Origin of the sequence: Alkaliphilus peptidifermentans DSM 18978 (assembly GCF_900101495.1) — a bacterium.
GTDB classification, from domain to species: domain Bacteria; phylum Bacillota; class Clostridia; order Peptostreptococcales; family Natronincolaceae; genus Alkaliphilus_C; species Alkaliphilus_C peptidifermentans.
The window spans coordinates 36,141-62,380 of record NZ_FMUS01000006.1 but is presented as its reverse complement, the minus strand read 5'-3'; the positions used below and the strand labels follow the sequence as shown (position 1 = coordinate 62,380).

Annotated in this window: 28 protein-coding genes and 1 other annotated feature; of the genes, 10 read left to right on the top strand and 18 right to left on the bottom strand. The window is 32.1% G+C overall.

Features of this window, described 5'->3' with window-relative positions:
* Positions 1-8 precede the first annotated feature (8 nt).
* A complete protein-coding gene (locus BLP68_RS06135) occupies positions 9-221 on the top strand; it encodes a hypothetical protein (RefSeq protein ID WP_091541271.1) in 213 nt (70 codons plus the stop codon).
* The gene (locus tag BLP68_RS06130; RefSeq protein WP_091541270.1) at positions 222-1,292 is read left to right on the top strand and encodes a GerAB/ArcD/ProY family transporter; all 1,071 of its coding nucleotides are present in this window, start codon (positions 222-224) and stop codon (positions 1,290-1,292) included. It abuts the gene before it with no gap.
* On the opposite strand, the gene BLP68_RS06125 is transcribed toward BLP68_RS06130, so the two are convergent.
* From BLP68_RS06125 to BLP68_RS06115, 3 genes are all read right to left on the bottom strand, one after another.
* A complete protein-coding gene (locus BLP68_RS06125; protein ID WP_091541267.1) occupies positions 1,257-1,601 on the bottom strand; it encodes a nitrous oxide-stimulated promoter family protein in 345 nt (114 codons plus the stop codon). The genes BLP68_RS06130 and BLP68_RS06125 overlap by 36 nt on opposite strands.
* A gap of 23 nt (positions 1,602-1,624) precedes the next feature.
* On the bottom strand, positions 1,625-1,891 hold the full coding sequence (locus BLP68_RS06120; RefSeq protein ID WP_091541266.1) for a hypothetical protein: 267 nt from the start codon (positions 1,889-1,891) through the stop codon (positions 1,625-1,627).
* A gap of 85 nt (positions 1,892-1,976) precedes the next feature.
* A complete protein-coding gene (locus BLP68_RS06115) occupies positions 1,977-2,834 on the bottom strand; it encodes a DegV family protein (RefSeq protein WP_091541264.1) in 858 nt (285 codons plus the stop codon).
* A gap of 172 nt (positions 2,835-3,006) precedes the next feature.
* Between BLP68_RS06115 and BLP68_RS06110 the strand changes: the two genes are divergently transcribed.
* Positions 3,007-3,990, top strand: coding sequence for a tocopherol cyclase family protein (locus tag BLP68_RS06110; RefSeq protein ID WP_091541262.1), 984 nt, complete (start codon positions 3,007-3,009; stop codon positions 3,988-3,990).
* A 31-nt stretch (positions 3,991-4,021) separates the two neighbouring features.
* Here BLP68_RS06110 and metG read toward each other — a convergent pair whose 3' ends face one another.
* The 5 genes from metG to BLP68_RS22105 all read right to left on the bottom strand — a co-directional run bounded on the left by metG (position 4,022) and on the right by BLP68_RS22105 (position 8,458).
* Positions 4,022-5,647, bottom strand: a complete 1,626-nt coding sequence (gene metG, locus BLP68_RS06105) for a methionine--tRNA ligase (protein WP_091541260.1) — start codon at positions 5,645-5,647, stop codon at positions 4,022-4,024.
* A 61-nt stretch (positions 5,648-5,708) separates the two neighbouring features.
* Positions 5,709-5,964 (bottom strand) — a binding site (T-box leader).
* 69 nt (positions 5,965-6,033) lie between these two features.
* Positions 6,034-7,068 (bottom strand): GIY-YIG nuclease family protein, encoded by a 1,035-nt coding sequence (locus tag BLP68_RS06100; protein ID WP_091541258.1) that lies wholly within the window; start codon positions 7,066-7,068, stop codon positions 6,034-6,036.
* 257 nt (positions 7,069-7,325) lie between these two features.
* Positions 7,326-7,694 carry an FMN-binding protein gene (locus tag BLP68_RS06095; protein ID WP_091541256.1) on the bottom strand — a complete coding sequence of 123 codons (369 nt, stop codon included), beginning with the start codon at positions 7,692-7,694 and terminating at the stop codon, positions 7,326-7,328.
* A gap of 98 nt (positions 7,695-7,792) precedes the next feature.
* Positions 7,793-8,212 carry a C-GCAxxG-C-C family (seleno)protein gene (locus tag BLP68_RS22110; RefSeq protein WP_278278199.1) on the bottom strand — a complete coding sequence of 140 codons (420 nt, stop codon included), beginning with the start codon at positions 8,210-8,212 and terminating at the stop codon, positions 7,793-7,795.
* A 3-nt stretch (positions 8,213-8,215) separates the two neighbouring features.
* The gene (locus tag BLP68_RS22105; RefSeq protein WP_242876924.1) at positions 8,216-8,458 is read right to left on the bottom strand and encodes a hypothetical protein; all 243 of its coding nucleotides are present in this window, start codon (positions 8,456-8,458) and stop codon (positions 8,216-8,218) included.
* A gap of 251 nt (positions 8,459-8,709) precedes the next feature.
* Here BLP68_RS22105 and BLP68_RS06085 point away from each other — a divergent pair, with 251 nt between their 5' ends.
* A complete protein-coding gene (locus BLP68_RS06085; RefSeq protein WP_091541252.1) occupies positions 8,710-9,600 on the top strand; it encodes a LysR family transcriptional regulator in 891 nt (296 codons plus the stop codon).
* 40 nt (positions 9,601-9,640) lie between these two features.
* Here BLP68_RS06085 and BLP68_RS06080 read toward each other — a convergent pair whose 3' ends face one another.
* The 5 genes from BLP68_RS06080 to tatA form a co-directional block, all read right to left on the bottom strand.
* Complete coding sequence (locus BLP68_RS06080; RefSeq protein WP_091541251.1) at positions 9,641-10,159, bottom strand: YeeE/YedE thiosulfate transporter family protein; 519 nt, start codon at positions 10,157-10,159, stop codon at positions 9,641-9,643.
* A 21-nt stretch (positions 10,160-10,180) separates the two neighbouring features.
* Complete coding sequence (locus BLP68_RS06075) at positions 10,181-10,408, bottom strand: sulfurtransferase TusA family protein (RefSeq protein ID WP_091541249.1); 228 nt, start codon at positions 10,406-10,408, stop codon at positions 10,181-10,183.
* A 9-nt stretch (positions 10,409-10,417) separates the two neighbouring features.
* Positions 10,418-11,119: a YeeE/YedE family protein gene (locus BLP68_RS06070; protein ID WP_091541247.1), complete on the bottom strand. Its 702-nt coding sequence runs from the start codon at positions 11,117-11,119 to the stop codon at positions 10,418-10,420.
* Positions 11,120-11,206: 87 nt separating this feature from the next.
* Complete coding sequence (tatC, locus tag BLP68_RS06065; RefSeq protein WP_091541244.1) at positions 11,207-11,923, bottom strand: twin-arginine translocase subunit TatC; 717 nt, start codon at positions 11,921-11,923, stop codon at positions 11,207-11,209.
* 20 nt (positions 11,924-11,943) lie between these two features.
* Positions 11,944-12,123, bottom strand: a complete 180-nt coding sequence (gene tatA, locus BLP68_RS06060) for a twin-arginine translocase TatA/TatE family subunit (RefSeq protein WP_091541241.1) — start codon at positions 12,121-12,123, stop codon at positions 11,944-11,946.
* A 402-nt stretch (positions 12,124-12,525) separates the two neighbouring features.
* Here tatA and BLP68_RS06055 point away from each other — a divergent pair, with 402 nt between their 5' ends.
* The 3 genes from BLP68_RS06055 to BLP68_RS06045 are packed head-to-tail and all read left to right on the top strand — an operon-like array spanning position 12,526 to position 14,669.
* The gene (locus BLP68_RS06055; RefSeq protein ID WP_091541239.1) at positions 12,526-12,849 is read left to right on the top strand and encodes a PadR family transcriptional regulator; all 324 of its coding nucleotides are present in this window, start codon (positions 12,526-12,528) and stop codon (positions 12,847-12,849) included.
* Complete coding sequence (locus tag BLP68_RS06050; protein ID WP_176758890.1) at positions 12,842-13,444, top strand: HAAS signaling domain-containing protein; 603 nt, start codon at positions 12,842-12,844, stop codon at positions 13,442-13,444. Before BLP68_RS06055 ends, BLP68_RS06050 begins: the two co-directional genes overlap by 8 nt.
* Positions 13,434-14,669, top strand: a complete 1,236-nt coding sequence (locus BLP68_RS06045) for a DUF4097 family beta strand repeat-containing protein (protein WP_091541235.1) — start codon at positions 13,434-13,436, stop codon at positions 14,667-14,669. Before BLP68_RS06050 ends, BLP68_RS06045 begins: the two co-directional genes overlap by 11 nt.
* A gap of 68 nt (positions 14,670-14,737) precedes the next feature.
* Here the strand turns inward: BLP68_RS06045 and BLP68_RS06040 are convergent, their stop codons facing one another.
* The 3 genes from BLP68_RS06040 to BLP68_RS06030 all read right to left on the bottom strand — a co-directional run bounded on the left by BLP68_RS06040 (position 14,738) and on the right by BLP68_RS06030 (position 18,788).
* On the bottom strand, positions 14,738-15,310 hold the full coding sequence (locus BLP68_RS06040; RefSeq protein WP_242876923.1) for a LysM peptidoglycan-binding domain-containing protein: 573 nt from the start codon (positions 15,308-15,310) through the stop codon (positions 14,738-14,740).
* 206 nt (positions 15,311-15,516) lie between these two features.
* Positions 15,517-16,311, bottom strand: a complete 795-nt coding sequence (locus BLP68_RS06035; RefSeq protein ID WP_091541232.1) for an HAD family hydrolase — start codon at positions 16,309-16,311, stop codon at positions 15,517-15,519.
* 278 nt (positions 16,312-16,589) lie between these two features.
* Positions 16,590-18,788, bottom strand: coding sequence for a family 10 glycosylhydrolase (locus tag BLP68_RS06030; RefSeq protein ID WP_091541230.1), 2,199 nt, complete (start codon positions 18,786-18,788; stop codon positions 16,590-16,592).
* A gap of 258 nt (positions 18,789-19,046) precedes the next feature.
* Between BLP68_RS06030 and BLP68_RS06025 the strand changes: the two genes are divergently transcribed.
* The 3 genes from BLP68_RS06025 to BLP68_RS06015 are packed head-to-tail and all read left to right on the top strand — an operon-like array spanning position 19,047 to position 22,739.
* Positions 19,047-20,549, top strand: coding sequence for a spore germination protein (locus BLP68_RS06025; protein ID WP_176758889.1), 1,503 nt, complete (start codon positions 19,047-19,049; stop codon positions 20,547-20,549).
* 1 nt (position 20,550) lies between these two features.
* Positions 20,551-21,636 (top strand): GerAB/ArcD/ProY family transporter, encoded by a 1,086-nt coding sequence (locus BLP68_RS06020; RefSeq protein ID WP_091541226.1) that lies wholly within the window; start codon positions 20,551-20,553, stop codon positions 21,634-21,636.
* Positions 21,633-22,739, top strand: coding sequence for a Ger(x)C family spore germination protein (locus BLP68_RS06015; protein WP_091541223.1), 1,107 nt, complete (start codon positions 21,633-21,635; stop codon positions 22,737-22,739). Before BLP68_RS06020 ends, BLP68_RS06015 begins: the two co-directional genes overlap by 4 nt.
* Positions 22,740-23,005: 266 nt before the next feature.
* On the opposite strand, the gene BLP68_RS06010 is transcribed toward BLP68_RS06015, so the two are convergent.
* Together BLP68_RS06010 and BLP68_RS06005 are read right to left on the bottom strand one after the other, a co-directional pair.
* Positions 23,006-24,649, bottom strand: a complete 1,644-nt coding sequence (locus tag BLP68_RS06010) for a phosphodiester glycosidase family protein (RefSeq protein WP_091541221.1) — start codon at positions 24,647-24,649, stop codon at positions 23,006-23,008.
* Between the two features lie 236 nt (positions 24,650-24,885).
* Positions 24,886-26,181: a P-loop NTPase family protein gene (locus tag BLP68_RS06005; RefSeq protein ID WP_091541219.1), complete on the bottom strand. Its 1,296-nt coding sequence runs from the start codon at positions 26,179-26,181 to the stop codon at positions 24,886-24,888.
* Positions 26,182-26,240: the final 59 nt, after the last annotated feature.

Genomic DNA, 26,240 nt, shown 5'->3' with positions numbered 1-26,240 from the left:
GAGATTATATGATAATAGTGCTTTTATTAATTGCGTTGTTTTTACTCTTTTTAGTTGATTTACCTATTCTTTATAATAGTAAAAACAAGCTGGCTTTAGCTGTATATAGCTTTCTCATGATTATAGGCATCTTAATTGTATTAATAGTAGCAGAAGATTTAGCAATTCCTTCACCAGCTATACATATAGAGAAAATAGTAAACAACCTGAGAGGTAATTAAATGTACAAGAAAGCACAAATATCATCCACTCAATTATCTATACTAATGATTGGTTTTATTTTAGGAAGTACAATTATTATAGTACCTGGAAGCAATGCAATGCAGGATGCATGGATCGCCTATTTAGCTGCATGGATAGGTGGATTCCTTTTGTTCAGCTGCTATTATCTACTATACAAAAAATTCCCACAGAAAACATTGGTGGAAATTAATCATATATTACTGGGAAAATGGTTAGGTACAATAGTTAATATCCTTTATATTTGGTACTTCATTCATTTAGCCTCTCTTGTTTTACGTAATTTTGGAGAATATACCTTAACCGTCACACTACCAGAGACTCCATTATGGTTTATAATGGCTTGTTATGTATTTGTTACTGGATATTCAGTACGGAGTGGATTGGAGGTAACTGCTCGAACAGCAGAGTTAATCATTCCCTTTATATTCATTTTTCAGGTTGGAATTTTTTTAATCCTTTTACCCTACTTTGATATATCAAATTTAAAGCCCATCTTAGCAGAAGGGCTTCAACCGGTTTTGATGGCAAGTTTCTCAGTATTGACCTTTCCCTTCGGTGAAACCATTATATTACTAATGATACTACCCTATTTGCATTCTTCAGGAAGTGTTAAGAAAACCTACATATTTTCATTCCTATTAGCTGGATCTATATTATTAATGGGCATTATAAGGGATTTATCAGTACTGGGTGCAGATGAAATTGCAAGAACTCTTTTCCCACCCCACTATACAATACAGCAGATACCAGACCTTAACATTGACGCTTTAATTGGGGTTTTCTTTTTTATTAGTGGAGGAACAAAAATTTGCATATGCTATTTAGCAGCAACAATCGGGATTGCACAGTTAACCAATAGTCATGATCATCGACCCTTTGTAATACCTGTAGGAATAATATTACTTGGTTTATGTATTTGGATATATGAAAGTGCCCCGCAAATGCTTAATTGGGCAATAGAAATCTGGCCATTATACTCCATACCTTTTCAGATAGTTATTCCTTTAATGCTATTAATCATTAGTTTTTTTAGAACTAAAAATCCATAAAAGCCCAGTATGTAATATATGGGCTAGGGTGTCAATAGGATACAATAAAAGCATTTTTGGTCCAGAGTATCTCATTACTCCCTTAATATTATCCTTCATTTCACCTACATAACAATGAATTCTACAGCTTGCGCATACTGGTTTTCTTTCCTTAAAGGGACATACCCTCAATTTATTAATTGCATACTCCAACAAAGCTTTGCATTCTATACAAAGCTCCCTTTGATGATTACGTCTACAATATATTCCAATCATTTTCTCTATTGTTAGCTTTTCTCTTCTTAATCTTTTTTCTTCTAAGTTAATCATTTTACCTACCCATAATTTTTATATCATAATTTGTCCCTTAAGCTCTTAATCTGTTTTTGAATATACTTTATATCATAATCACTGAAATCCTTTTTTCCATTTACAATTATAGCTTTATCATCCACTCTATTTTTTATGGTCAAATATCTTTTCTCAGCATCATTTAGATTATCACTGGTGTTATCATAATTTTCATATTTCCATTGTCTACCCTGCTGGTAAATTATATAATTTAATCTGCCCTCTTCTAAGTCCTTCTGTAGCTCTTCTGCCAACTGCTGTAATCTCATGATAGCCCCTCCTAAATAAAGTGTTATTCATATTAATCTATATGTCCAATTATAATTACTTTAATTCAATTTATCTTTATCTTAGCTATCTAATATACTTTTTTGTGTAATATGCAACGCCTATTGCACCCGGTCCAACATGCAATCCAATAACTGGCCCAATATCTTGTATCTTTATATCCACATCAATAAACTTTTTTATTTCATTCACTATGTTTTCAGCTTCATCAAAGCAATTAATATGATGAACTACCACTTCTCCTAGTCCGTAGTTCTTGATGTCCTCTAAAACTTGCTCTACTATTGTTATAACTGCCTTCTTTTTTGTTCTAACCTTCTTAAATATTGTTGTTACACCATTTTCGACAGTTAAAATTGGGATGATTTTCAAGAGGTTTCCTATGATGGCATTTGCCTTTCCAATTCTACCTCCCTTTTCTAAATATTTGAGATTGTCGGGTATAAACAAAAATCTGCTCTTTTTAATATTCTCATTAGCTGCATTAATAACCTGCTCTAATGACTCATTATCCTTTGCTGCTTTTGCAGCCTCTATTGCTGCAAAGCCCAGCTGCATGCAATTAGACCTTGAGTCAATAATTTCAATATTGGCATTAGGATAATTTTTCAAAATCATATCTTTGGCCATATGGGTTGTTGCATATGTACCACTCATTTCAGATGATAATAAAATGCAAACAAGATCATCACCTGGTTTTATAACATTTTCCATTTCAGTATATAATTCCCCTATTGAAGGCTGCGAAGATTTAGGAATGCCTTTCTCCTCCATCATTTCATAGAAGCTGGTATTATTCAAATCTGTTTCTTTAAAGGTCTTATCGGGAAATTCTACCCTTAGAGATATTGTTCTAATATCTAATAATTTTTTTATTGAATCATTTATATAGCTTGTACTGTCAGTTAAAATCTTTATAGCCATTAATTTATCCTCCAATCTAATTTCTATTACAATTAATATAATTTTAACATAAAGTACTATTAATGTATAAAATTATTAGTAATTTTATTGCATTGCTTAGTTTATTATCAATCATTCTAAGGTAAAAATAAACCATGCTGTTATTTATATTAAAACTAAAGGATGATGCAAAATGTATATACTAACAAAGCTTTGGAATCCAGAAATGTTTCAGGGTAGATATAAGAAAAAAAACTATTTCGAAGGCTGGTATTTTAAGCTGATAAATGATAAAAGAGATACGGTCTTAGGGGTAATCCCTGGTATTTCATTGGAGGCAGACAGTAAGAATTCTCATTCATTTATTCAAGTTTTTGATGGTATAGAAGGTGAAGTCGATTATTTTTCCTTTCCTATTGATGACTTTCACTCTTCTAATAAAAATTTCGTAGTGCAAATTGGAGACAATTATTTTAATAGCAGTAAAATTAAATTAGATTTAGAAAATAATAATACTAAGATTCAAGGGACGTTAAGCTTCTATAATATAGTCCCATTCCCCAAATCCATAATATATCCAGGCATCATGGGTCCCTTTTCATATTTACCCTTTATGGAATGCTACCATGGTATTGTTAATATTCATCATAATATTAAGGGAGCTTTAACTATAAACCATGAAAACATTTCCTTTGATAAAGGCTATGGATATATTGAGAAGGATTGGGGTGTATCCTTTCCTGAGGCATATATATGGCTTCAATCCAATCATTTTGCTCAAGAAAATATTTCTGTTATGTTTTCCATAGCAAAAATTCCATGGCTAAGAAAACATTTTATTGGTCATATCTCTTTCTTAAAAATTGGAGATAATTTTTTTAGATTTGCTACCTACACAGGAGCTAAAATAAAACGTTTAAAAAAATATGCCAATGGAATAGAAGCTATTATTGAAGACCGACATCACCGTTTAGAAATTTCAGCGACTTTTTCAAAATCAAGTATTCTTATTGCTCCCCAAAAAGGAGTAATGAATCGAGAAATTTTGGAGAGCATTACTTCTCAAGTACATGTAAAGCTATCAGATAAAAGTAATAATATAATTTTTCAAGGCGAAGGTAAAAATACAGGATTAGAAATGGTGGGAGATTTATCTGTACTATTACCAAAATCATAATTGTTTGTATTTTTCTATAGATAGCCTTTAACTAATCTCTGTTTAACTTAGCTACTTCCTCCTCAATCAATTTTTTATCTAATCTTTCAAATAAGATACTAAACTCTCCAATTTCTATTTCTGATACCAGGTTAATTAACTTCCATGAGCTTTCACTACAACTAAACCATCCTTTAACTTTTTGGGATGACGCTGGTAGGAATGGATTTAGTAAATTGGTAACATTTACTATGCAAAAAAGACAATTATAAATAGTAGTTCTGCACTCATTGTTGTTTGTGTTTACAGTGATCCATGGTGTTTCTTCATCAAAATATTTATTAATACTTCTTATAAAATCAAAAATTTGTTCAATAGCTGATTTTAAATTTCCCCCTTCTATCTTTATACCTACCTCATGGTAAAGGTTTTCTATAGTTCTTTTTATTTCATCATCTACCTCACCCTTTGGTATCCTATTATCAAAAAACTTTTTAACGAAGGTCAGAGTTCTATTTACCAAATTACCATAGGCTCCAAGGAGCTCTCCATTATTGCTATTGATAAACTCTCTCCAAGAGAAATTTGTGTCTCTCTTTTCTGGTCCATTGGCTATTAAAAAATATCTTAAGGCATCTACATTATATTTTTCTATGACATCATTAACCCAGACTGCCCAATTATTGCTAGTAGAGATTTTCTTACCTTCAAGGGTTATATACTCACTGGATATTATTCTATCTGGATTTATTTCATAGCCTATTCCATTTAATAGGGCAGGAAAAATTAAAGAATGAAATGGAATGTTGTCTTTTCCATGAACAAAATATGTGGTTGAATCTTTACTCCAAAAATGTTCCCAATCCCGATTATTTTCAATGCCCCATCTTTTACTGACTGTAAAATAACCTAGTACTGCATCTATCCAAACATATAGCTTTTTATCTTCATATCCCTTTAAAGGAAGGTCTATTCCCCATGGTAAATCTCTAGAAATTGCCCTGTCATGTAATCCTTCATTTAAGTATCTTTCTGTGTTATTTATTGCATTTAATCTCCAATAATCTCTTGAGTTTTCCAAATTAGCTCTTAATACATCTTGAAATTTAGATAGAGCAAAAAATAATTGATTACCAGTCTTTACTTTGGGCTCATCACCACACAATTTACATTTTCTATCACATAAATCTAGCGGATCTAATATAGTAGAGCAGGTATCACATTGGTCTCCCCTAGCTATACTTTTACATTTTGGACAAATCCCCTCAACAAATCTATCAGGTAAAAATTGATTGCAGCTACTACAATATAGCTGATCTACTTCTTTTTCATAAATAAAGCCATTATCATATAGTGTCTTGATAATACTTTGTACTTCTTCCTTGTGATGAACACTATCGGTTCTTGAATAATAGTCATAGGAAAAATCTAATTTATTAAAGCAATATTGAAATTCTTTATGATACCTCTCTGCAATTTCCTGTGGAGTCACTTTCTCATCCTTCGCCCGAATAGAAATAGGTGTACCATGACAATCACTTCCAGATACATATAATACATCTTCTCCCTTAGACCTATAATACCTGGCTATTACGTCTCCTGGCAATAATGCTGCTATGTGTCCTAAATGTAATGACCCATTTGCATAGGGCCAAGCACCTCCAATTAAAATACTCATAAATATTTACCTCCTAATTTTAGTTTTTTTGAAAATAAAAAACTCCCATCCTAAGAAAAATCTTAGGAACGAGAGTTATCATCGCGTTACCATCCTAATTTGCCTACTCCTCACAGAATAAGCCTCTTTAAGTACGCCACAAGCTTTGTGGTTATACTCTATCACTATAACGGGTGAACCCGTTGCAGCCTAAATTGAAACAATCTCGGTGCACAGCTCCGAGGCCATTTTCTCTTTATTATCCTTTACTCCCTCTCAGCAATAGGAGCTCTCTGTAAAAGTATTCTTAAAGATACTTTCCTCTTCATAGCATTTTTTTATTTTAGACAATTATAGCTTATATTATTATATAAGTAAATATATTTTATGTGTAAAATTAAGTGATATTATATCGGATTTATACTCAAGAGCTTTTCAACAAATTCATCTATATCATAGTGATTACCTTCATCAATAATCAATAATACCTTTGAAGGCTTATAATCTTCTATTTCAGACCGAAGAATATTTTTAAAATCTAATAGTCTCTTCTCATTGATTTTAATTGATATAGCAGCTAATGCCATTGCTTCTGCTAAAAAAGCTTCTATAGCTTCTCTTTTTATATCTTTGTATTTCCTTTTTAATATTATCCTTTCATTGGAAATATAAAAAATTTTATATCCATCCTGTAACCTCTCACCCATTAAAACTTTATTTAAAGTAGTTTCATTTGTTTTGAATAGATAGTTGTATAGATAATCTAGATAATTCAATATATCTTTGTACATGGCAGCTGTCTCAAATCTAAGATTTATAGCTTCTTTCTTCATCTTTTCTTCTACATTATATTTGAATTTCTTCATAGAATTACCATCAGTGAAGATTTCTATTAAGCTTTTATAATTTTCTTCAAACATTATTGAATTCATTGACTCAGTCATAGCCTTATATGAAAATTCATATGATCCATTTTGCTTTACAATAGGGTATATATTTTCTAGCCTTTTTATTATATCAGTGACTATACCTTTACTTCTGAAGGGTCCAAAACAAATTTCAGGATCTTTTTCCTTGATATATGCTAGGTATATTGGTTTTTCCTGACTTTGATTACTAATCCTTAAATACACATACTTTTCGTCATTTCTATATTGTGAGTTATAAATAGGCTTTATTTTTTTTATTAGTGCGCATTCAAGTATTTGTGCTTCAAGGTGGGTATCGGTGGTAATGTAAGATATATCATGGATACTAAACACCATTCTTTTTATCTTGTTCCATTCATGCTGTGTGTTAAAATATGACTTAGCCCTAGATCTTAGTGTCTTGCTTTTACCAATATAAATAATGTTTCCATTTATATCCTTCATTTGATAAATCCCAGGCTTATCTGGTATCAGTTTAATTTTCTCTAATAATTTATCAGATTCCTTAGTCAAATTACCACCCCTATAAAGTAAGCCTTGATTTACAATTTTAGCTAATAAACCTTACTCAATGCAGCATGTCATTTCTAGTAGTCTTTACCCCAACTATCCCTATTAGTTTAGTAATATATTTAATAATAGCATATTTTTTTAATCAATAACATTTCTTAGCTGATGAATTAATAATTTAAACTATCTTCTTCAAATTATCCTTAATAATAATACAACCCTCATCCATAAAATATGAAGGAGAGTTATATTATTAATAATTAAATATCTTCCAATATTTTTTTGATGGTATTGATGGTGGCCTCACTGGATATTGTAGCTCCAGTTACAACATCTACATCTAATGTTTGATTCTTTATAACCATATCAACTACCTCTTGTACTGCTACATCACCTATACCTGATGTTTCCTTCATTTCAACGATTTTAATATCTGCAATCTTTCCATCTTCAATTATTACATTCAATTTAATATCTCCTTTAAAACCTTTACCTACACCTTCATAAACTCCATCATTATATTTTAAATCAGCAGGTTCAGATGTTGCTACTGCTTTCTCTCCACATCCAAATAGTAATACTCCTAAAAGAGTACTTATTAACAATAGAGCTACATAATTTTTTTTCATTATTGATTCCCTCCTAGCCTACATATTTATTCCTTATTCTTTCGAAGGAGAAGAGTTGGCTGAAGCTAACCTCAGCCAGTTAATCAGTATTCTAATTATTATAATGTTTCATTTAACATCTCAACTGTTTTCTTAAGTATTTCTGCTGCAACCCCTGCACACCGCTCTTTACGCTCATCATCACCAAAGCCACAGCCCTGGGCTTCCATATATTTTCCTACTGAATCAATACAAAGCACTGAATCTGCAACTGTCATAGCTAAGTCTAACTCAGCCGGTTGATATTGGGGAAATGGATGTTCTTTATACCAGTCCCATAGATCACCAACTAATTTTTTTGCAGTTTCAACATCACAAACTGTACCAATACATGCTGCAGCGACGCCCAATGAACCACATAGACTTGCTTGACCTGCATACCCTGCTGCTGCGTTGGTGAATGCTTCGGCTGGTATTTGGTTAAAGGGATAACCAACCTCATCAGCCAATGAACCGAAGAACCCTTCGGATACTGCGATACCTCAGCCACCTTTTGTTTTATATGCTTCATATGCTCTATCAGCAGCTTTATTTCCATCAAGCTTTTTATATGGGAAAGGCCACTCAGGCTTTCCTACTGCTGCTGCAGAAGACGTAGTTTGTGTTGAACAGGCGGTCATAATGCCACTTACTCCACCTAGTAAGGTAACACCTGCAACAGACGCACCTACTCCCTTCAAAAAATCCTTTCTTGATAGTTCTTTACTTTTCTTTTCAATCGACATAAGCTAATCGTCCTCCCTAAATTTAATTGATAAATCATTAACATTTAGAAGTGTACTAATTTAAAATTTTACTTCTTGTTGTTATTATAATACAGGCCAGCTTATATCAATGATAAGAGTTATTTATGATACATAATGATGAGTTATATTTGTTTATTTGTTAACAAACCATTAATATCTAATCAGTATCTATTTTAAATTTACTATGGATCTCATTTCATGCTATAATTAACATTGAAGGGGGTAAAACCATGAATCTTCAATACCTTAAGGCTTTTTATGTTACAGTTAGGTTAAACAGTATTTCTAAGGCAGCAAAAGAGCTTCATCTTACTCAGCCGGGCCTTAGTATGCAAATACAATCTCTTGAGAAGGATTTAGATGTAACTCTTCTTACTAGAAGTAATAAGGGGGTAGAGCTTACAGAAGCAGGAATGGTGGTCTTTGACTATGCCAACACAATATTATCGATGCATGATAACATTGAAAGGGATCTTGAAAATTTGAAAAGCAATAAAAAGGATCTATTGATTGGATCATGTAAATCCATAGGTGAGTATGCCCTTCCTTGTAGTATATATATATTTAAGCAAGATAATAGTAACATACACATAAACTGCAATATTACTAACTCAGATGGAGTTATAGATAATCTTTCTGATAGGACAATAAATATAGGTATAATTCAAGGTTATAGAGAAAAAAAGAATGTTATTACTGATAAAATAACTTCAAACAGGTTAATTCTTACAACATCTTTACCTGTTTTGAAAAATAAAGTATCTTTAAATGAACTGAAAATGCTACCATTAATATTTAGGGAAGACGGTTCAGGAACTAGAGCCACAATTCTTCAGCATCTTAAAAAACATGATATTAGGCTACAGGATTTAAATATTATATATGAGCTTAATTCAATGGAGGCAATTAAGACCTCTGTTATTTCTGGTAAAGGTATATCCTTTATTCCTGAAATGACTATAAAGAAAGAGCTAAGAGATGGTGTGTTGCGTGAGATAGAGATTGACGGACTTGATGTAATCAGCGACTATTATATCGCTTATAGAGAAGATCACCAATTTACCAGCTATGAAAGTCAGTTTATAAATTTCATCAAATCCTCAAGACGGGGCTTTTGCTAAAAAGCAAGCAACCTCAATTTATCTTAGAAGTTGCTTGCTTTCAAATTATATATTTGTATAATATTCGAGTACCAATGTAAGCTCCTACGAAAATAAAAACACCAAAAACCCAGCCATGTAACGAGAAGGATGGAATAGCACTAAAGTATGCACCGATATTACATCCGAAGCTCAATCTTGAGCCATAACCCATCAAAATCCCTCCAGCTAATGCAAAGAATATTTGTTTCATATTTTTTATTTTTTTAAACTTGTACTGATTAGCCCATAAAACTGCTAATAATGCTCCTATAATAATGGCGATATTTAGAACTGAATGTGGATTTAATATTAAGGTGTACCCTCCCCTAAAACCAGGACTGTATACATTGAAATAATACCAGCTGGCAGGATTAGCACCTAAGCTTTCTATAATAAATAATCCCCAGTATAATAAGCCTGTTGTAACACCCCAAACTGAGCCAGTTATTAGAAGTAGGGAAATATTCAATAATGCTAATAAAATACCACCAACCCAATAGGGCCAAGGTTTTTTTACAATTTTATAATATAATCCCATTCATTTAACCCACTTTCTTATCTATCTAGCCTTTTCAATATAAATTTCCCACTCACCTTCTGCAATTTCAATATAATCAATATAATGTCCTTGTTTCTTTGTCCATTCAACTACATTTGCAATAGAACAATTATGATCTGTATGCATAATTAAAATATCACCGATCTCCATTTTTTCTAAGCTCTTTAATGCTTTTAAAAGTGGTATTGGACATACCTCATGTAAACAATCTAGTTTGTACTCTGCCATAATTCCCTCCTACATAGTTGATGCCATAATATTACTTTTTTTATCATACCAATGGGCAATATAGTATAAAACACATAACAAAGCTAATTGAAGAATTAATGTAGGAAATAATCCTAAATATTCTGGTATATATATAGCTTCAGCATTTGAGATTAATAGTTTATCCCAAAAGCTAAAGTGTTTTGTTCCTAAAATACTACCGATAATAAAACCTACTAAAACAACCAAATTAATAGCATAACCTTCACCGAGTCTTGTAAGTGTGCCTGAAACGCAACCTCCTGCCATCACCATACCAATTCCAAATAAAACAGCCCCAATAGCTGTATGAATTCCAACGGGACTAAATTGTCCAGGTATCTCTTGAATTCTAATATCAGGATTTGAAGCAATCGCATTGTATTGAATAATAAAGAAGCCAATTGTTGAAATAATAAAGGCTAGCAGTATTGCCTTTAAAAGTGAGGTGCTCCCTACCATAATTGGGTCTCTAACACTGGCAACAAAACAAAACCTTGATCGCTGAATTGTAATTCCTAAAAGAATCCCTATAACCCAGTAGTTACCAAAGGTGATTTGATATTTCGTAATAATAAGATATATAATTAATACAGCAATAGTTAGTAAAATTGCATATGGAATTTGATTTCTTTTCTTGCTTACTTCCATTTTCTTCTGTCTTTTTAACTCTTCAATACGACTAGATGCCATTTCATCACGTCCCTTTAAGTAATTGAGTTAAATTATTAACTAATATACTTAATCATATCATAAAAGCACCTAACAAATGAAGGTGCTTTATTTAATGATTTTTTTCCTTTTATATACAATGGAAGAAATAATTATACTTAGTTCTAATAATAAAATCATTGGTGCTGCTAATAAAACCTGTGAGATAACATCAGGTGGTGTAAGTATAGCTGCTACAATAAAAATCACCACTATTAACACCCTCCTGGATTTTTTTAGAAGTGTAGGAGTAATTAAATTAAACTGAGTTAATAGCAATATTAATATCGGTAGTTGAAATGTCAGCCCAAATGATAATATTATTGAACTAATAAAGCTAGTATAGTTGGCAAATGAAAATAAAGGTTCTATTTCTTGCCGAGACATTTTTGTGAAAAACTCAATAGTAAGAGGAATTATTATTAAGTATGCAAATACAGCACCCACAAAGAAAAAAACCATAGAAGCTATATTTGCCAATACTATATAAATTTTATGCTTAATACCCATCCCTGGCATTACAAACTGCCATACATTATACAATACGATGGGTAAAGCTATAACAATCCCCGAAACTAAAGCTATTTTAATATATGCTAAGAATAAGTCTGCTGGGCTTAAATAAATAAAATGTAAATCTACTGCAGGTTTCAATATCAAATCAACAATTAAGTCTATGTTGTAATAACTAAAAATAGTTCCAGCCATGATGAAAAATGCTACAATAATAATTCTTTTTCTTAATTCTTCTAAATGCCCTACTAATGTTAATCTCTTCTCGGTCATTTTTAATCACCAGCTTATATTTATTCTTTTTTATCAACGTCCCCACTAATCTCGGATGTAATATTTGAGGTATGAGCTTTAAACTCTTTAATCCCTTTACCTAGTGCTTTCCCGATTTCAGGTAGCTTGCTAGGTCCAAAAACCACAAGGGCAAGAACAAGTATCAATATTAATTCTGGTGCGCCCAATTTTCCAAACATTTAAATTCCTCCTTTATTATTTTTTTAACTTAGTTTGATAAAATTATACCATTATTATAGAAAAGTGTCAGTGGCTTGTTTTCATAATTTTCTGACTATTTTCCTTTTTATCACTTTCTCTTAATTTTTCATCTTGAAAATTCATTTCTCATCTACTGTTTCCAATTATTTGAGTATTGATAAATGTCATACTATTATTTGGTAGCAAATAATTCTTTATAAAGCATAAACAATATTTATAACTACTTTTCTATTCTTAGAACTTACTTGACTTATTTACATTCAATGGTTATTAACAAAATGTAATTATTTTATAAATTTAGTACCTTGTTTAACAAGGTAGCTTGTGATATATTATATCCATGGATAAATATGGCTTCCTAAGTGAAGGAGTTGAGTAATATGAATATACAGTTTAAAAAAGGAATATTGGAGCTTTGTGTATTATCTATATTAGATGTAAGGGACTGTTATGGCTATGAGCTGGTTAATGAAATATCTAAAAATATAGCAATATCAGAGGGTACTATATATCCATTATTAAGGCGTTTGAAGGAGGATGGCTTATTCACCACCTATCTTCAGGAGTCTCAAGAAGGGCCTCCAAGAAAATATTATAAGTTAACTGAAGAAGGTAAATCTATGAAAAGAGAATTACTTGATGAATGGAACAGCTTTGTAGAAGGTGTCAACCATATTTTGAAGGGAGATGAAATTGATGAATAGAGAAGAATTTTTAAAAAAATTATCTGAGGGTTTAAATAAACTTCCCGATAAAGAGAAAAAAGATATTATATATGATTATGAAGAGCATTTCGATATTGCCCTACAGGAGGGTAAAAATCAAGAAGAAGTTTCTGTCTCCTTAGGTGATCCCAATGTTATTGCGAGAGAATTTAGTGTTAGCTATATAATCAATAGGGCTGAGGAAAATAGATCTACGGGTAATATTTTCAGAGCAGTCTTTGCTACAGTTAGTTTGGGATTTTTCAATTTGATATTTGTTTTAGGACCTTTTATAGGTTTGATAGGTGTATTAATTGGTCTATTTGCCGCTTCTGCTGCATTAACAATTAGTGGAGTGTTATTATTGGTAGCTATTTTACTTTACCCAATATTACCTTGGTTTGTATCAGTACCACATATAATGATATCTCAACCTATTGGAGGAGTTTTCTTATCAATTGGAATATTCTCTCTAGGCCTTCTATTTCTAATTGGTGTAAGCTATTTAGCAATAGGAACATATAAGATTACAATTAAGTATTTAAAGTTTAATATCCGTATTATAACCGATAGGAGGGTTAAAAATGAACATTAATATGAGAAAATTAGTACTTATAACTGCCCTTGTAATGGTGGTGTCTTTTAGCATAGCAGGAGGTATTTTTCGTAGTGAAGGTTTTTGGTTATTAGAAGGTAACGGAAATTGGATTGGTTCAGGGAGATATACCTCCGTCATTAACCAGGAAGAAACAGTTTCACTAAATGGTATAAATACACTTGAGATTGATACCACCAGTCAGGATATTAATATTATTCCAACTGATGCCGGGTTTGACTTAAGAGTTCATTTTCATGGTGAAGTTACCTCAAGTAATGAAGATACAGCACCAGAGTTGTCTATTATAACAAGTGGAGAAAGCATTGTTATTAGGGTTAGCCGTAGAGATGTAATTTCAATTGGCCCTAGCTTTTATAACTCTAATTTAAAGCTAGATGTATACTTGCCTGTTGATTATAATAATAATTTAGTAATAGATACATCATCAGGCAATAGTAAGATAAAGGACTTGAATTTGTTGAGCTTTGATTATTCTGCAACATCAGGAGACTTATCAGCAGGCACAATTACTGCTGTTGAGGCTTTTATCAACAGCTCATCAGGTGGAGTAACGATAAAAGATCTTTATGTTGAAGAAGTGCTACAGCGAAAATCCACATCAGGGGATACAAGAATTGATAATATATCAGCATCAGATGCCAGCTTTAATAGTTCGTCTGGAAAATTGACTATAAAAGATATTATAGTAGCGAATTTATTGACCATAACCTCCACTTCAGGGGATACTGTAATAGGTAACGCTACTTCAAATCAAATGGTCTTAAGGGCTTCTTCGGGAGTTATAAATATTGATGAAATAACTACCAATAGATTAGAGCATGAATCCACCTCTGGAGATTTTACCATCAAGAAGGGTAACATTTTAAATGGTCAAATTGAAGCATCCTCGGCTAAGATTTCTGTTAATAATTCAAATGGAGATATGTCAATAGTTACTACTTCTGGTGATGTTAATTTAGGCTATACTGAATTCGATAATAGTATTAATGTTTTTACTTCCTCTGGTAAAGTCAGTTTATCTCTTCAAAGGGATGCTTCCTTTACTTTGAGGGTCAACACCTCATCAGGTAAAATAAATAGTGATTTTCCCATAACAACCTTTGGTTCTCCTAGTAAAAACAAACTGGAGGGTACAGTTGGAACAGGTTCTGGAAGCATTACTATTGGTACTTCTTCAGGTGATGTTAATATAAAGAATTAAATATCTACCCCACTATAAAAAGCCTCGAATAAATCGTGGCTTTTTGTTATCCTCCTATTGCCTCTAATTTAACATAAATTGCATTCTAATAGATCTGCCGTAAGTATCATAGGGCCAGATATACCTGTAATAGAGTTAGAGGGTTGAACAACAATCTGTACATCTGGGCTTAATGTTAAAGCTGTTGGAAGTTCAATTCTTGTTGCCCATGTTGGAGGAATTTCTGGAGATGGAAACATTTGATTACCAAAACCTCCAATATCTCTAAAGAATGCAGTAGCTATATATATATCATATGCTCCGAAGTATGAAGGCGGTGGCAATGTAGCCATAACATTTATTACTTGACCTCCCCTTGGTCCAAAATTAGCAAAACCCACTCCTCCTGTTGCAAAAGGAACTCTCCCCTGACTTTTTAATATAACACAGCATGGAATTGTAACTAGCCCTGGAACGCATAAAACATCACCTGGATATATTATGTCGGGATTAATAATGTGAGGATTTACATTAATCAATTGATCTAGTGGTACTCTAAATATTTGTGCAATTATAAACATTGTATCTCCAGGTGTAACAGTATAACGTCCCTTAAACCCAGTCGGACATGCAACTGGTATTCTATACATTTGTGATGCCATATAAACTATCCCCCTTATCATTCTTAAAATTTCTATAGTAAAAGTGGTCAAATTATAGAAGTTATATATCATATGAACAGGGGTATCAATTGGTTCTTGATTATATTCCTTAACTGGTACCTATTTTTCAATTGTATTGAAAATTTTTATAAACTAAGAAATATTAATTATTTATGTTAAAACCTTTATATATACACCATAATTAATCAAATGACCTTCAGTACCTTTAAACCATTATATATACCATGTGAAAACACATCATTAGTAACGTAATATGCCTTGCATTTTAGTTCCTCGTTAGCATTTCCCATGGCAACTCCATATTTCACCATTTGTAGCATTTCTATATCATTCATTCCATCCCCAAAAGCATAAGTATTGTCTATATCAATGTTAAGATGGGCTATCAGCTTTTTAATGCCATCTGCTTTAGTGCATGACTTAAAATATATATCGTAGGATGCTTCACCAGGGTGACTCATAAAAATAAAATTATCCTTTAGCTTTTCTCTAAATCTATTTAATTGATTTTCATCCTTTGTAAAAACCACCATTTTATTAGCTTCTACCTCATCTATATCCCATTTATCAGTAATATTATCTTGGGGTATCGAAAAATTTTTCAGGAAATCTTTTACTGTTGCAGAATTCAAGCAAGAAAAATATGATTTTTTCTGTCCCTCTAAAATAAACTCTGCATTTTCACTCTTAAAACCATCAATTGTACTTCTCAAAGTAGCTCCGTCTATTTTTTTGCTGAATATTACTTTCTTATTCCTTTCTATATAGGCGCCATTGGATGTTATATAAGCATCAAATCCAATATCTAATATTTCATCACTTAAAAATGACATTGGTCTGCCTGTTGCAATTATTGCTAAGTGACCTTTACATTTAACTTCGTTAATAGCCTTCTTTGTTGATTCCAATATTGAGGGCATTCCCCCTACATAATCTATTAAGGTTCCATCTACATCAAAAAATACAGCCTTTTTAACCATAACCTTATCTCCTTTTAACTAGTAGTTAAATTCCACATATACACCATTCTTTATCAAAATTTTTTCTTTTATTATTTGTTTGTTTCTTATTTATATAGAATAAATTATACTTGTCAGCTCTATAGTAACAAATCATAACTTTTTACTTCCCATTATACTGGGGATATTAAAGACCCTTTCAAAGACAATTAATTACGTTATAAAGCTATAACCTTTTAAAATAATTATAGTTTGAAAGTTGTTTTTTATCAATAGAGCTTTTACTACACCTTATTACTTTAAATAGAATCTATACTTTGTAGCAATCTATGAAGTACTACTACAATTTCTGCCCTTGTGGCTTGATGCTTAGGCTTAACCCCATCTCCAGACCCTTGAATAAGTCCTGACTTAGTTAGGCTAGCCACCGCCTGTCGAGCATAGTCACTAATTAAACTTGCATCATTGTACATATCTAGGCTCTCTTCTCCTGCTTCCTCAAGCTCTATATCTAATATTTCAAGTGTTCTGGCCATTATAACCATCATATCTTCTCTGGTTATATTTCCATTGGGATTAAATGTAGCACCGTCACCCTTGGCTATTCCTAGTGTTCTTGCAGTACCAATAGCATCATAATAGTATACTCCCTTGGGTACATCGCTAAAATTATCTTGAAATTCTGCTTTTAATTCTAAAGCTCTAACCACCATAAGAATGAAGTCTCCTCTAGTAGTATTTTTTCCTGGGTTAAATAAACCCTTACCATCGCCATAAACTATACCTCTTTCGTAAGAGCTGTCAATGGCATCGATGGCCCATGAGTATTGATTACCAACATCATAAAAATATTTTGATTGATTTGTGCTTATTATAAGCTCTCTACTTTCGTTATGGAGCCTATCAAGAGCAGTTACTGCGTAAATTACTTTATTGGCATCAATAGTTCCCTTGTCTATAAACTCTTGAAGGCCATTTTGCTCTTTCCTTACAGTTCCTATTAAATACGCTCCACTTCCATCAGAGCTTATATCTATCTTTTCGCCTTTATTCATTCGATATACTGCATAATAAGTTGTATTTGGATCATTATCAAGCCATGACAGCTTAATTCCTTGATTAGTAGAGTCAACTTTCCCCTGTGTTGGATTATCGGGGGCTTGTCCTCCCTTCCATGGCATGACAGGAACTAGAGCCTTTGTAGCCCATAGGTTCTTCTTCATCCCATTTACAACTTGTTGTTTACCTGCATCATTAAAATTTTTAAATCTAAACATTATACTCCCCATTATTTCAGGCTTCATAATGTTAAATTTAAGCTGACGATCAAACTCATCCACAGCATCATTACCTTGAAAATATTGATCATTATTGTCATTTATTTTATAAAGTGCTTGACCTATATAAAGATGTACATTTCTTTCCTTAACAACATCAGCCCACCAGTCTGATATTTCACCATATGGTACTCTTGAGTTAGCAAAAGTAAAATAAATTTGGGGAGAAATATAATCTATAAGTTCCTCTTCTACCCATCTTTTAGTATCTGCGAAGCTCTGATCATAATTTGTTAAGCTTGAATTTGTATTTGATCCGTCAGTATGTCCATCTTTTTTGTTTCCCCAGACTCCAGCAGGACTGATACCAAATTTAACCCAAGGCTTTGTTATCTGTATTTTCTGTGATAGCTCTTTAATAAGGACATATGTGTTGTTTCTTCTCCAGTCACCTATATTGGAATACTGACTTGAGTTGTATTTTCTAAAGGTTTCCTTATCATCTAATTCTCCCTCATAGCTTTCATAATAAAAATAGTCATCGAAGTGTATCCCATCTATATCATAGTTATTCACTACCTCCATTACCCGTCCTACTACCCAATCCCTAGCATCAGGAATGCCGGGATCCACCACAAACCTAGACCTAGCTGTTCTTATCCATTCGGGATGCTCTTTGAAAACACTTTTTTCAATATTAAGAGATTCTACAATAGCTTCATTGGTATACATAGATACTCTATAGGGATTGAACCAAGCATGAAGCTCAAGATTACGCTTATGGGCTTCTTCAATCGCAAAGGCCAATGGGTCAAAGCCGGGGTCCTTACCAAAGGTTCCTGTAAGGTACCGAGACCAGTTTACAATGTTTGATTTATATAAAGCATCCCCCTCTGGACTCACCTGAAAAAAAACGGCGTTCATATTCATCTCAACTGATCTATCTAAAATTTCAATAAGTTCATCTTTACTTCTTTGTATCCGTTCTTCATCATTTTCTATGCTTCTAGCTTCTAAAGATGGCCAATCAAGATTAATCACAGTAGAAATCCAGGCTGCTCTAAGATGTCTTTTAGCAATGGGTGTTTGACCCGGTAAATATTGTGTGTATTGATCCCATGGTTTAGCTGCTGCAAAAATATTTATAGGTGAAGCTGAAACCATCAATATAAAAACTATAAAAATACTAATAATTCTTACCAATGCATTTTTGGCTAACATTTTAGTCCTCCTTAAGAAAATAAGCTTTATCATGATGATACCTTCTTCCCTGATTATATACTTTATTCCCTTATAAAGTGAATATAAAATTTTGGAAAACATTATTAGAGCTTGATTTCATTAAGCATCAAAAGTGGTAACTTTAAATGTTAAATCATTAATTTTTATTTTATATTCAAGTATTCTTTTAACAAATACTATACAAAGCATGTCGGTCTTTGCGAATAAAACTTTATCAAAGGAAGACAATATTATAAGGTGGTGATTTATATAGCTAGAAGAAATAGAGATAGAACCTCAAAAACTGTATATAACGAAAATGAAGTTTCAACATCTTTAGAGGTAAACCTTACAAGAATTGATGAAGCCTTCAAAGATTGTTCTGACTTAATTAAAAGAAAGGTTCGCTTAAATAACCATAGGGAAGGCTGCTTCATTTATATAAGGGGAATTGTTGATATAGACTTAGCTCAAAGGGATTTTATTAATTCTATAATTACATTAAAGGATGAAGAATTAACTAATATTTCAGTTTTAGAAAGAATTGCTGTTGCCAATATAGATTGTACCTGTGATTTCCCTTCAGTTATAACTGGAATTCTATCGGGTTTTATGATTTGTGTATTAGACGGTAACCCCTTTGTTATAGTTTGTAAACTTAATAAATTTGAGATAAGAAATATTCTAGAACCAGAAGTAGAAAAGAATGTAAGGGGACCCCATGAGGGCTTTAGAGAGACCATTGATCCAAATATTGCTATGCTTAGAAGAAAGATTAAAAATACTAAACTTAAATTTAAGGTACTAAAAGTTGGTACAACTACTAATCAAACAGTTGTTATTTCATATTTTGAGGATATATCTGATAAAGCAATTCTCGATAGATTAACCAGAAAAATAGAATCTATTAATTTCGATGGAATGATTGCAATAGGATATGTAGAACAGTTTATATCGGATTTTAAGCTTTGTGTATTTCCACAATATCTTGCCACAGAAAGACCGGATAAAGCAGTGGCAGCCTTGTTGGAGGGAAGGTTTGTAATAATACAGGAGGGCACTCCTGTTGTAATAATTGCACCAGTAAACTTTTTTTCTTTTTTTCAAGCATTAGATGACTACAGTACCAATTGGATGGTGGGTAGTTTAATTAGGTCAATAAGGCTACTTGGTGCACTGATAGCTATTTTTTTTCCAGCCCTCTACATAGCAATTACATCCTTCCACTATTTTATGGTTCCATTAGATTTATTGGTACCACTGGCAGAGTCTAGGGTGAAGGTACCTTTTCCCCCAATAATAGAAGCCTTGATACTTGAAGTGACACTAGAGATGCTAAGGGAAGCCTCCATAAGACTTCCATCATATATTGGTATTTCTATAGGAGTTGTCGGTGGTTTAATTATTGGTCAGGCAGCTGTTGCTGCTGGCATTGTAAGTGAATTATTCATTATAATAGTTGCTGTTACAGCAATTGCCTCCTTCATCATACCAAGCTATGATATGGGCCTAGCTGTAAGGTATATAAGGTTCATATTTATGTTATTTGCAGCAATTTTTGGTATTGTAGGAGTAGTGGTGGCTGCCGCATTATTATTTGCCCATTTAATTGTGCTAGAGTCTTTAGGTCAACCATATTTTCAACCTATTATACCTCTAAAAATTAGGGATTTAAAGGATATAGTGATAAGGGTTCCAATAAAGCTACTTGGTAGAAGACCTGGTCAAGGAAATTCTAATAATAACAGAAGAGGTAGGTAGAATGTTGGATAATAAACATAAAATTACATCAGCACAGCTCTTTGTTTTTATCATAGTAGTACAAATTGGTATTGGTTTTATCACTCTACCTTCAGCCATAGTCCAAATAGCAGCACATGATGGATGGATATCGATTTTACTGGCCGGAATAATATCCACCCTTGTACTGGTAGTTATTATGCTTTTGTTGAAAAGGTACAAAGACAAATCTATATTTCAAATTACTGTACTTTTGTACGGCAAATATTTAGGTGGTGTTATAAATCTGTCTATAGTATCTTATACCTTTATTGCAGCTTCACTAGGTGTTCGTATTTTTACCGAAGTAATGAAAACCAGTGCACTAAAAATGACTCCCCCTACTCTGCTGACTTTTTTTATAATGCTACCTGCAATTTATCTTGCTTGGTATGGTCTTAAGGCCATATGTAGGTTCGAAAATATTTTACTTTTTGTTTTTGCAGTAGTAATTGTTTTCTTCTTATTAATTTATAAAGACTTTCGTTTAACCTTCCTTATGCCAGTAGGAGGTACGGGTATAGGTCCAATTAGTATGGCCATAATTCCTTCTTTTTTCGGATTTCTTGGAATAGAGTTAATCGCAATTATTTACCCCAATATTTATGACAAAGAAAATGCAATGATGTATGCCATTGCGGCAAACTTATTCTCTATGACTTTTTTTGTAATTGTTTTAATTTTTTTAACAGGTTTTTACGGCGAAACAATGCTAAGACGCCTGGAATATCCATTTTTTAATATTGCTAGATCCTATAGTGCACCTGTTATTGAACGGGTAGACTTATTTTTTGTGGCCCTATGGTTTCCTGCGATGGGTAGCTCCTTTTTAAACTATTTTTTTTCATCCTATTATAGCATTAATACATTATTTAATATTAATAAGAGGGAAGTATTTCTATTAATATTTTATATTATTGTGGCATTAGTCAGCAGAATTCCCAAAAATTTAGTTCAAACAAATGAATTACTAGAAATGCTGAATCCTGTAGGCATTGGTTTAATGGGATTTTTATGCTTGTCATACTTATTTTCCTTCATTAATAAAAGGGGAGTTGATATAAAATGAACAAAATATTCAAAATAATGATTTTATTTCTGACAACTTTACTTTTAATCAGCTGTTGGGATCAAAAAATTTATGAGAAGATTGGTTTTGTACTTAATATAGGTATTGAAAAAGCAGATAATGATATGATGCTAATAACCCTTACCAATCCTGTAGTTGGAGCTCAACAAGAAAGGGAGGTGGAAATCATTACAACAACCGCCCATTCTCTGAGGGAAGCAAGAGAACAGGGTAGGCTTATTTCCCCTAAAAACCTAGAAGGTGGAAAGACACAACATATACTATTATCTTCTGAAATGGCAGAAGGTGGTATTCATAACCTATTGGAGGTTTTTCAAAGGGACCCTATTAATCCTGCATTAGTACAAATTGTTGTTGTTGATGGTAGTCCCCATGAGCTAATGAAGGCATCATTAACCTTTAATGACAAGCCCCGCAGTGCCTTTTATATCAATCAGCTTTTAGAGAATAATATAACTAATGGGTATATTCCAGAAACAAGGATATATAACTTTGATATTGCCCACTTTGCTCCTGGCCTAGACCCCATTACACCAATGATAAAGTTGGAAGAAAATGGAGTAAAAATTATTGGATCAGCTCTATTTTCCGGAGATAAAATGGTTGGGAAAATTGATACAAAATTAACTTCCTTGTTATTGGCTGCAATGGGCAAATTGGGGAAATCTTCATATTTTATTAGTAATTACTATGATGAAAAATTAAAAATAGAGTTTTATACTGCTGTATTATTAAGAACTGTAAAAAGAAAAATCGAAATTGAAATAAGGGAGAACAACCTAGCAATTAATATGATGTTAACCTTTGATATAACCTTAGACGATCATACATGGGATAGAACAGATGAAGAGGTAACTCAAAACACACTTGAAAAAAACATCGCTAAAGCAATAAAAGCAGACTATTTGCAACTATTTAATTATATGCAAGAGGTGGGATGCGATCCTGTAGGTTTTGGAGATTTGGTTAGGGCAAAGCATAACAAATATTGGCAAAGTATAGAATGGCAGGAAATATATAAGGATGCTGAAATCAATATTGACGTTGTGGTTGATATAAAACAATATGGTGCCATAAAATAGATGAAACGCAGTATTCCTAGCTCTATGTTATATAGACTAAAAATCTTACAAGAAGACCCATCAATGAAAAGATGGGTTAGACTGATGAAAAACCCCCATCTTCTTCGTTGCTTCGAAAACCTAGCACCCTTACGTATTACGTATACGCTGCAGTCGCTAGGTTTTCTTGCGCCTTGAATCTGCGGTTTTTTGATCAGTCTGCATTTTGATGACTTTGTCATCAACCTGACCCATCAATGAAAAGATGGGTCTTCTATAAATTAATATTATTTATTAGTAGATTCCGAAGAATTTAATTCCTTAAATATTCTATCTATAAGTATTATCGCTTGTTCTCTAGATGTATTTCCCAATGGGTTAATTTCATTTTTTCCTACCCCTTGAAGTATCCCTTTATTATTTAAATACATCACAGCATCTAAAGCCCATGGACTAATATCATTTAAATCTGTAAAATCTTTTCTTATTTCTACTTTTTTATTATTTTCATCGAGAATATTCAGCAGTCTAAAAAGCATTACACTTATTTCTTGTCTTGTAATAGACTTTTCTGGTTCAAATTTATTTTCTGATACCCCTTGAACTATACCAAGTTTATTTGCATGCAAAACCTTAACGTTGTCCGTGTCATTAAAGGGACTTTTATATATGTTTTCTAACTCTTCATTAGATAAAGCCTTATATACATTTATAACTAATTCTGCAAATTCCTCTCTAGTAATATCTCTTCTAAAATCCGACATTACTTTCTCTGTAGTTAGTTTATTTTTTTCAGCACTTTTAATATGCTCTTTTGCCCAATCACTGGGAATATCCTCATGTTTTCTGGTTACAACTGCTAAGACATTATTTAATTGCCTTCCAGGCATTGTTATGTAATTACCGTCATGATATAGTCCAGAGGATGCACCTCCATCAAGGTTGATAGCATCTATCAAGTCAAGTTTATTACATATTTCTGCCAGTTCCTCCAATGTAACAGAAGCTACAGTTCCAATTATAAGTATGTCATTTTCTGTTACGCCAATAAAGCTTCTTTGAGCTCTCTGAAAAATCCTTTCGTTTGGACTGAACCCTTCAAACTCTTTATTTATCACAATTTTTCCATCTCTAACTAGACTGGGCCCCGCTCCTACTGCTGTTGTAACATCCCTCCAGTCTATAGGATTCCCTTGTTTTGCATATCCATCTGAATAGTCTATTTGGCTATACTCAAGTCTATATTCTATACTATCGCCTATTTTAATTCTTTCTTGAGATACATCGTGGGAGGTTACAATGGTAAAGCCATTTTCAGGAATTCTAGCACTTCCATATTTTTTTTCAATTACAATATTATCTTCTACTATTATCGACATATCACTATGATCATGGGTTTTTTCTCCGAAATCAGGTGTGTATATTACTGTTGTGGTTGGAAACTCATTACTATCATAGATATGATTGAAATTCCATGGATACCACATTCTTTCTACTTCATTCAGAATTCCTATTATATTTACATGTAGATTATCTACCTTCACGTTATTATCTGATGTAAAACCTATAGCTGAACCCCTATTAGTTACTTTTAAAAAGTCTCCATCTTTTATGTGTCCAACTGGTTGATTATCACTGTATGCATGAAAATATGTTCCATTAACAACCACAAGTGGATTATATTCTTCAGATATATCATCTACTATATCCTTAAACCCCTTTGTATTCATTACCTTATCTCCGGCTACAAAAGCCCTTATATCAATATTTTCATCCTTTAAATCAATCGTTACAATGTTTACTGTCTTTTGTCCACTTTCTAGATTTATTTTCATCTGTTGATAACTTGTTTCTGCTATTACAGTTTCAAAATTTAATAATGCAAAAATAATTGTTAGTACCAATATACTTGTAACTATTTTCTTCTTCATTGATTATTCCTCTTTTCTTTCTTTTGTAACTACTAGTAGTTCAAAGTCTATTTCGACATTATACCTTAGTTTCCTTTATAACAGCTATGATTTCATGACAGTTTAATATGAAAAAATGCTTTTGCTTTCAAAGGAAAAAACAGATTAGAAAAATATCCTAATCTGTTATTATTTGAAATGAAAATTTTAGTGTTTTTCAAGCATTCTTGAATGCATTAGACAAGAAGTAATTTTTTTCAATTATTGACATGCTCAATATATTTGTATACATCTTCTTTTAAGTTTTTTATATGAGAGTATTGCAGTATATTATGCAAAGAGTTTTTTGCATAATCTATGACATCAATATCGCTTATTTCAACGTGTGGTACATTATTTATGTATTTATAGATATAATCTATATTTCTTCTATAGCTATAGGCTACATTATTAATGATACTTTTATTATGGGAAATATTATTTATCATTGCCCTCATTGTTTTCTTACTATAAGGTATTTCAAAGGTTTCACAGTTCAAATCCACTAGTGGCACCAATCTTTTACTATCTAGTTTTTTAAAAATCATTCTTTCTTCAATAAATCCTATATTAAATTGGCATTTAATTATTTTATTGTATATCAATGCAATATTTCCCTCTGTATTTATTCCAGCTTCGTCAAACATCAATAAAATTTCTCTAGCACTATTTATTTTTGTAAGCATAAAGTCATGTACTATAAAGACTTTTTCTGCTAAATTAAATATTTCACTATTGCCGTAAACAGTATTTATATCGGTGTTCACTAATACATAATCATAGGTGGAGCTAATTTTCTTTAAGGATTCACAAAATACTCTTTCCTCTGTAGCATTTAATAAGCTTTTATAATTATATGTATAAAGATTTGCAAATGCTTTTTTATTGTCATTTACTCTTTCTTTATTAAAATTCTCTTGAGGATTTGCCCCTATAAGTGGATAAATATCTGTAAAATAATTGATCAGTTTGTTATTCTCGGTAATATCAACTAATGCAACCGTATGTCCTTTTTCATTACATAGTTCACTTAAGGCAGTAATCAGTGATGTTTTACCAGTATTCCCTGCGCCTGTAAAGAAAAACATGTTTTTAAGTTTTTTTATCCATGAGGTCTCTTCTTTTTCTTTTGGCAGTTCTGATGATTTATTAATAATTTCAAGCGTAATCAATTTATGTTTATCTAGGCGGTTAAGTAAAATCATACATTGCTCAATATCATCACTAGATATTGCTACATTGTAAATAACCTTTACATTTAGTTCAACGTTAAAAGGCAAAAGATAATTAAAAAGCTCAAAAACAATTTCCTTTATATTATTATCACAAAAATCTATTACTACTTTGTAATTTTCAACCTTTGCAATATTTTTTATACTGCTTACCCTCATACAATTATATACTATTGTATTATTTTCCTCATAAGACTGCATGTACTCATTATAATAATTTAATGAGGATACGCCTGTTGTTATTATACAGCTTTGTATATCACCATTACTAGTAGCATCCATAACTCAGCCTCCCATTACCATATATATCTAAAAATATCACTTATTTTTTTAAATTTCAA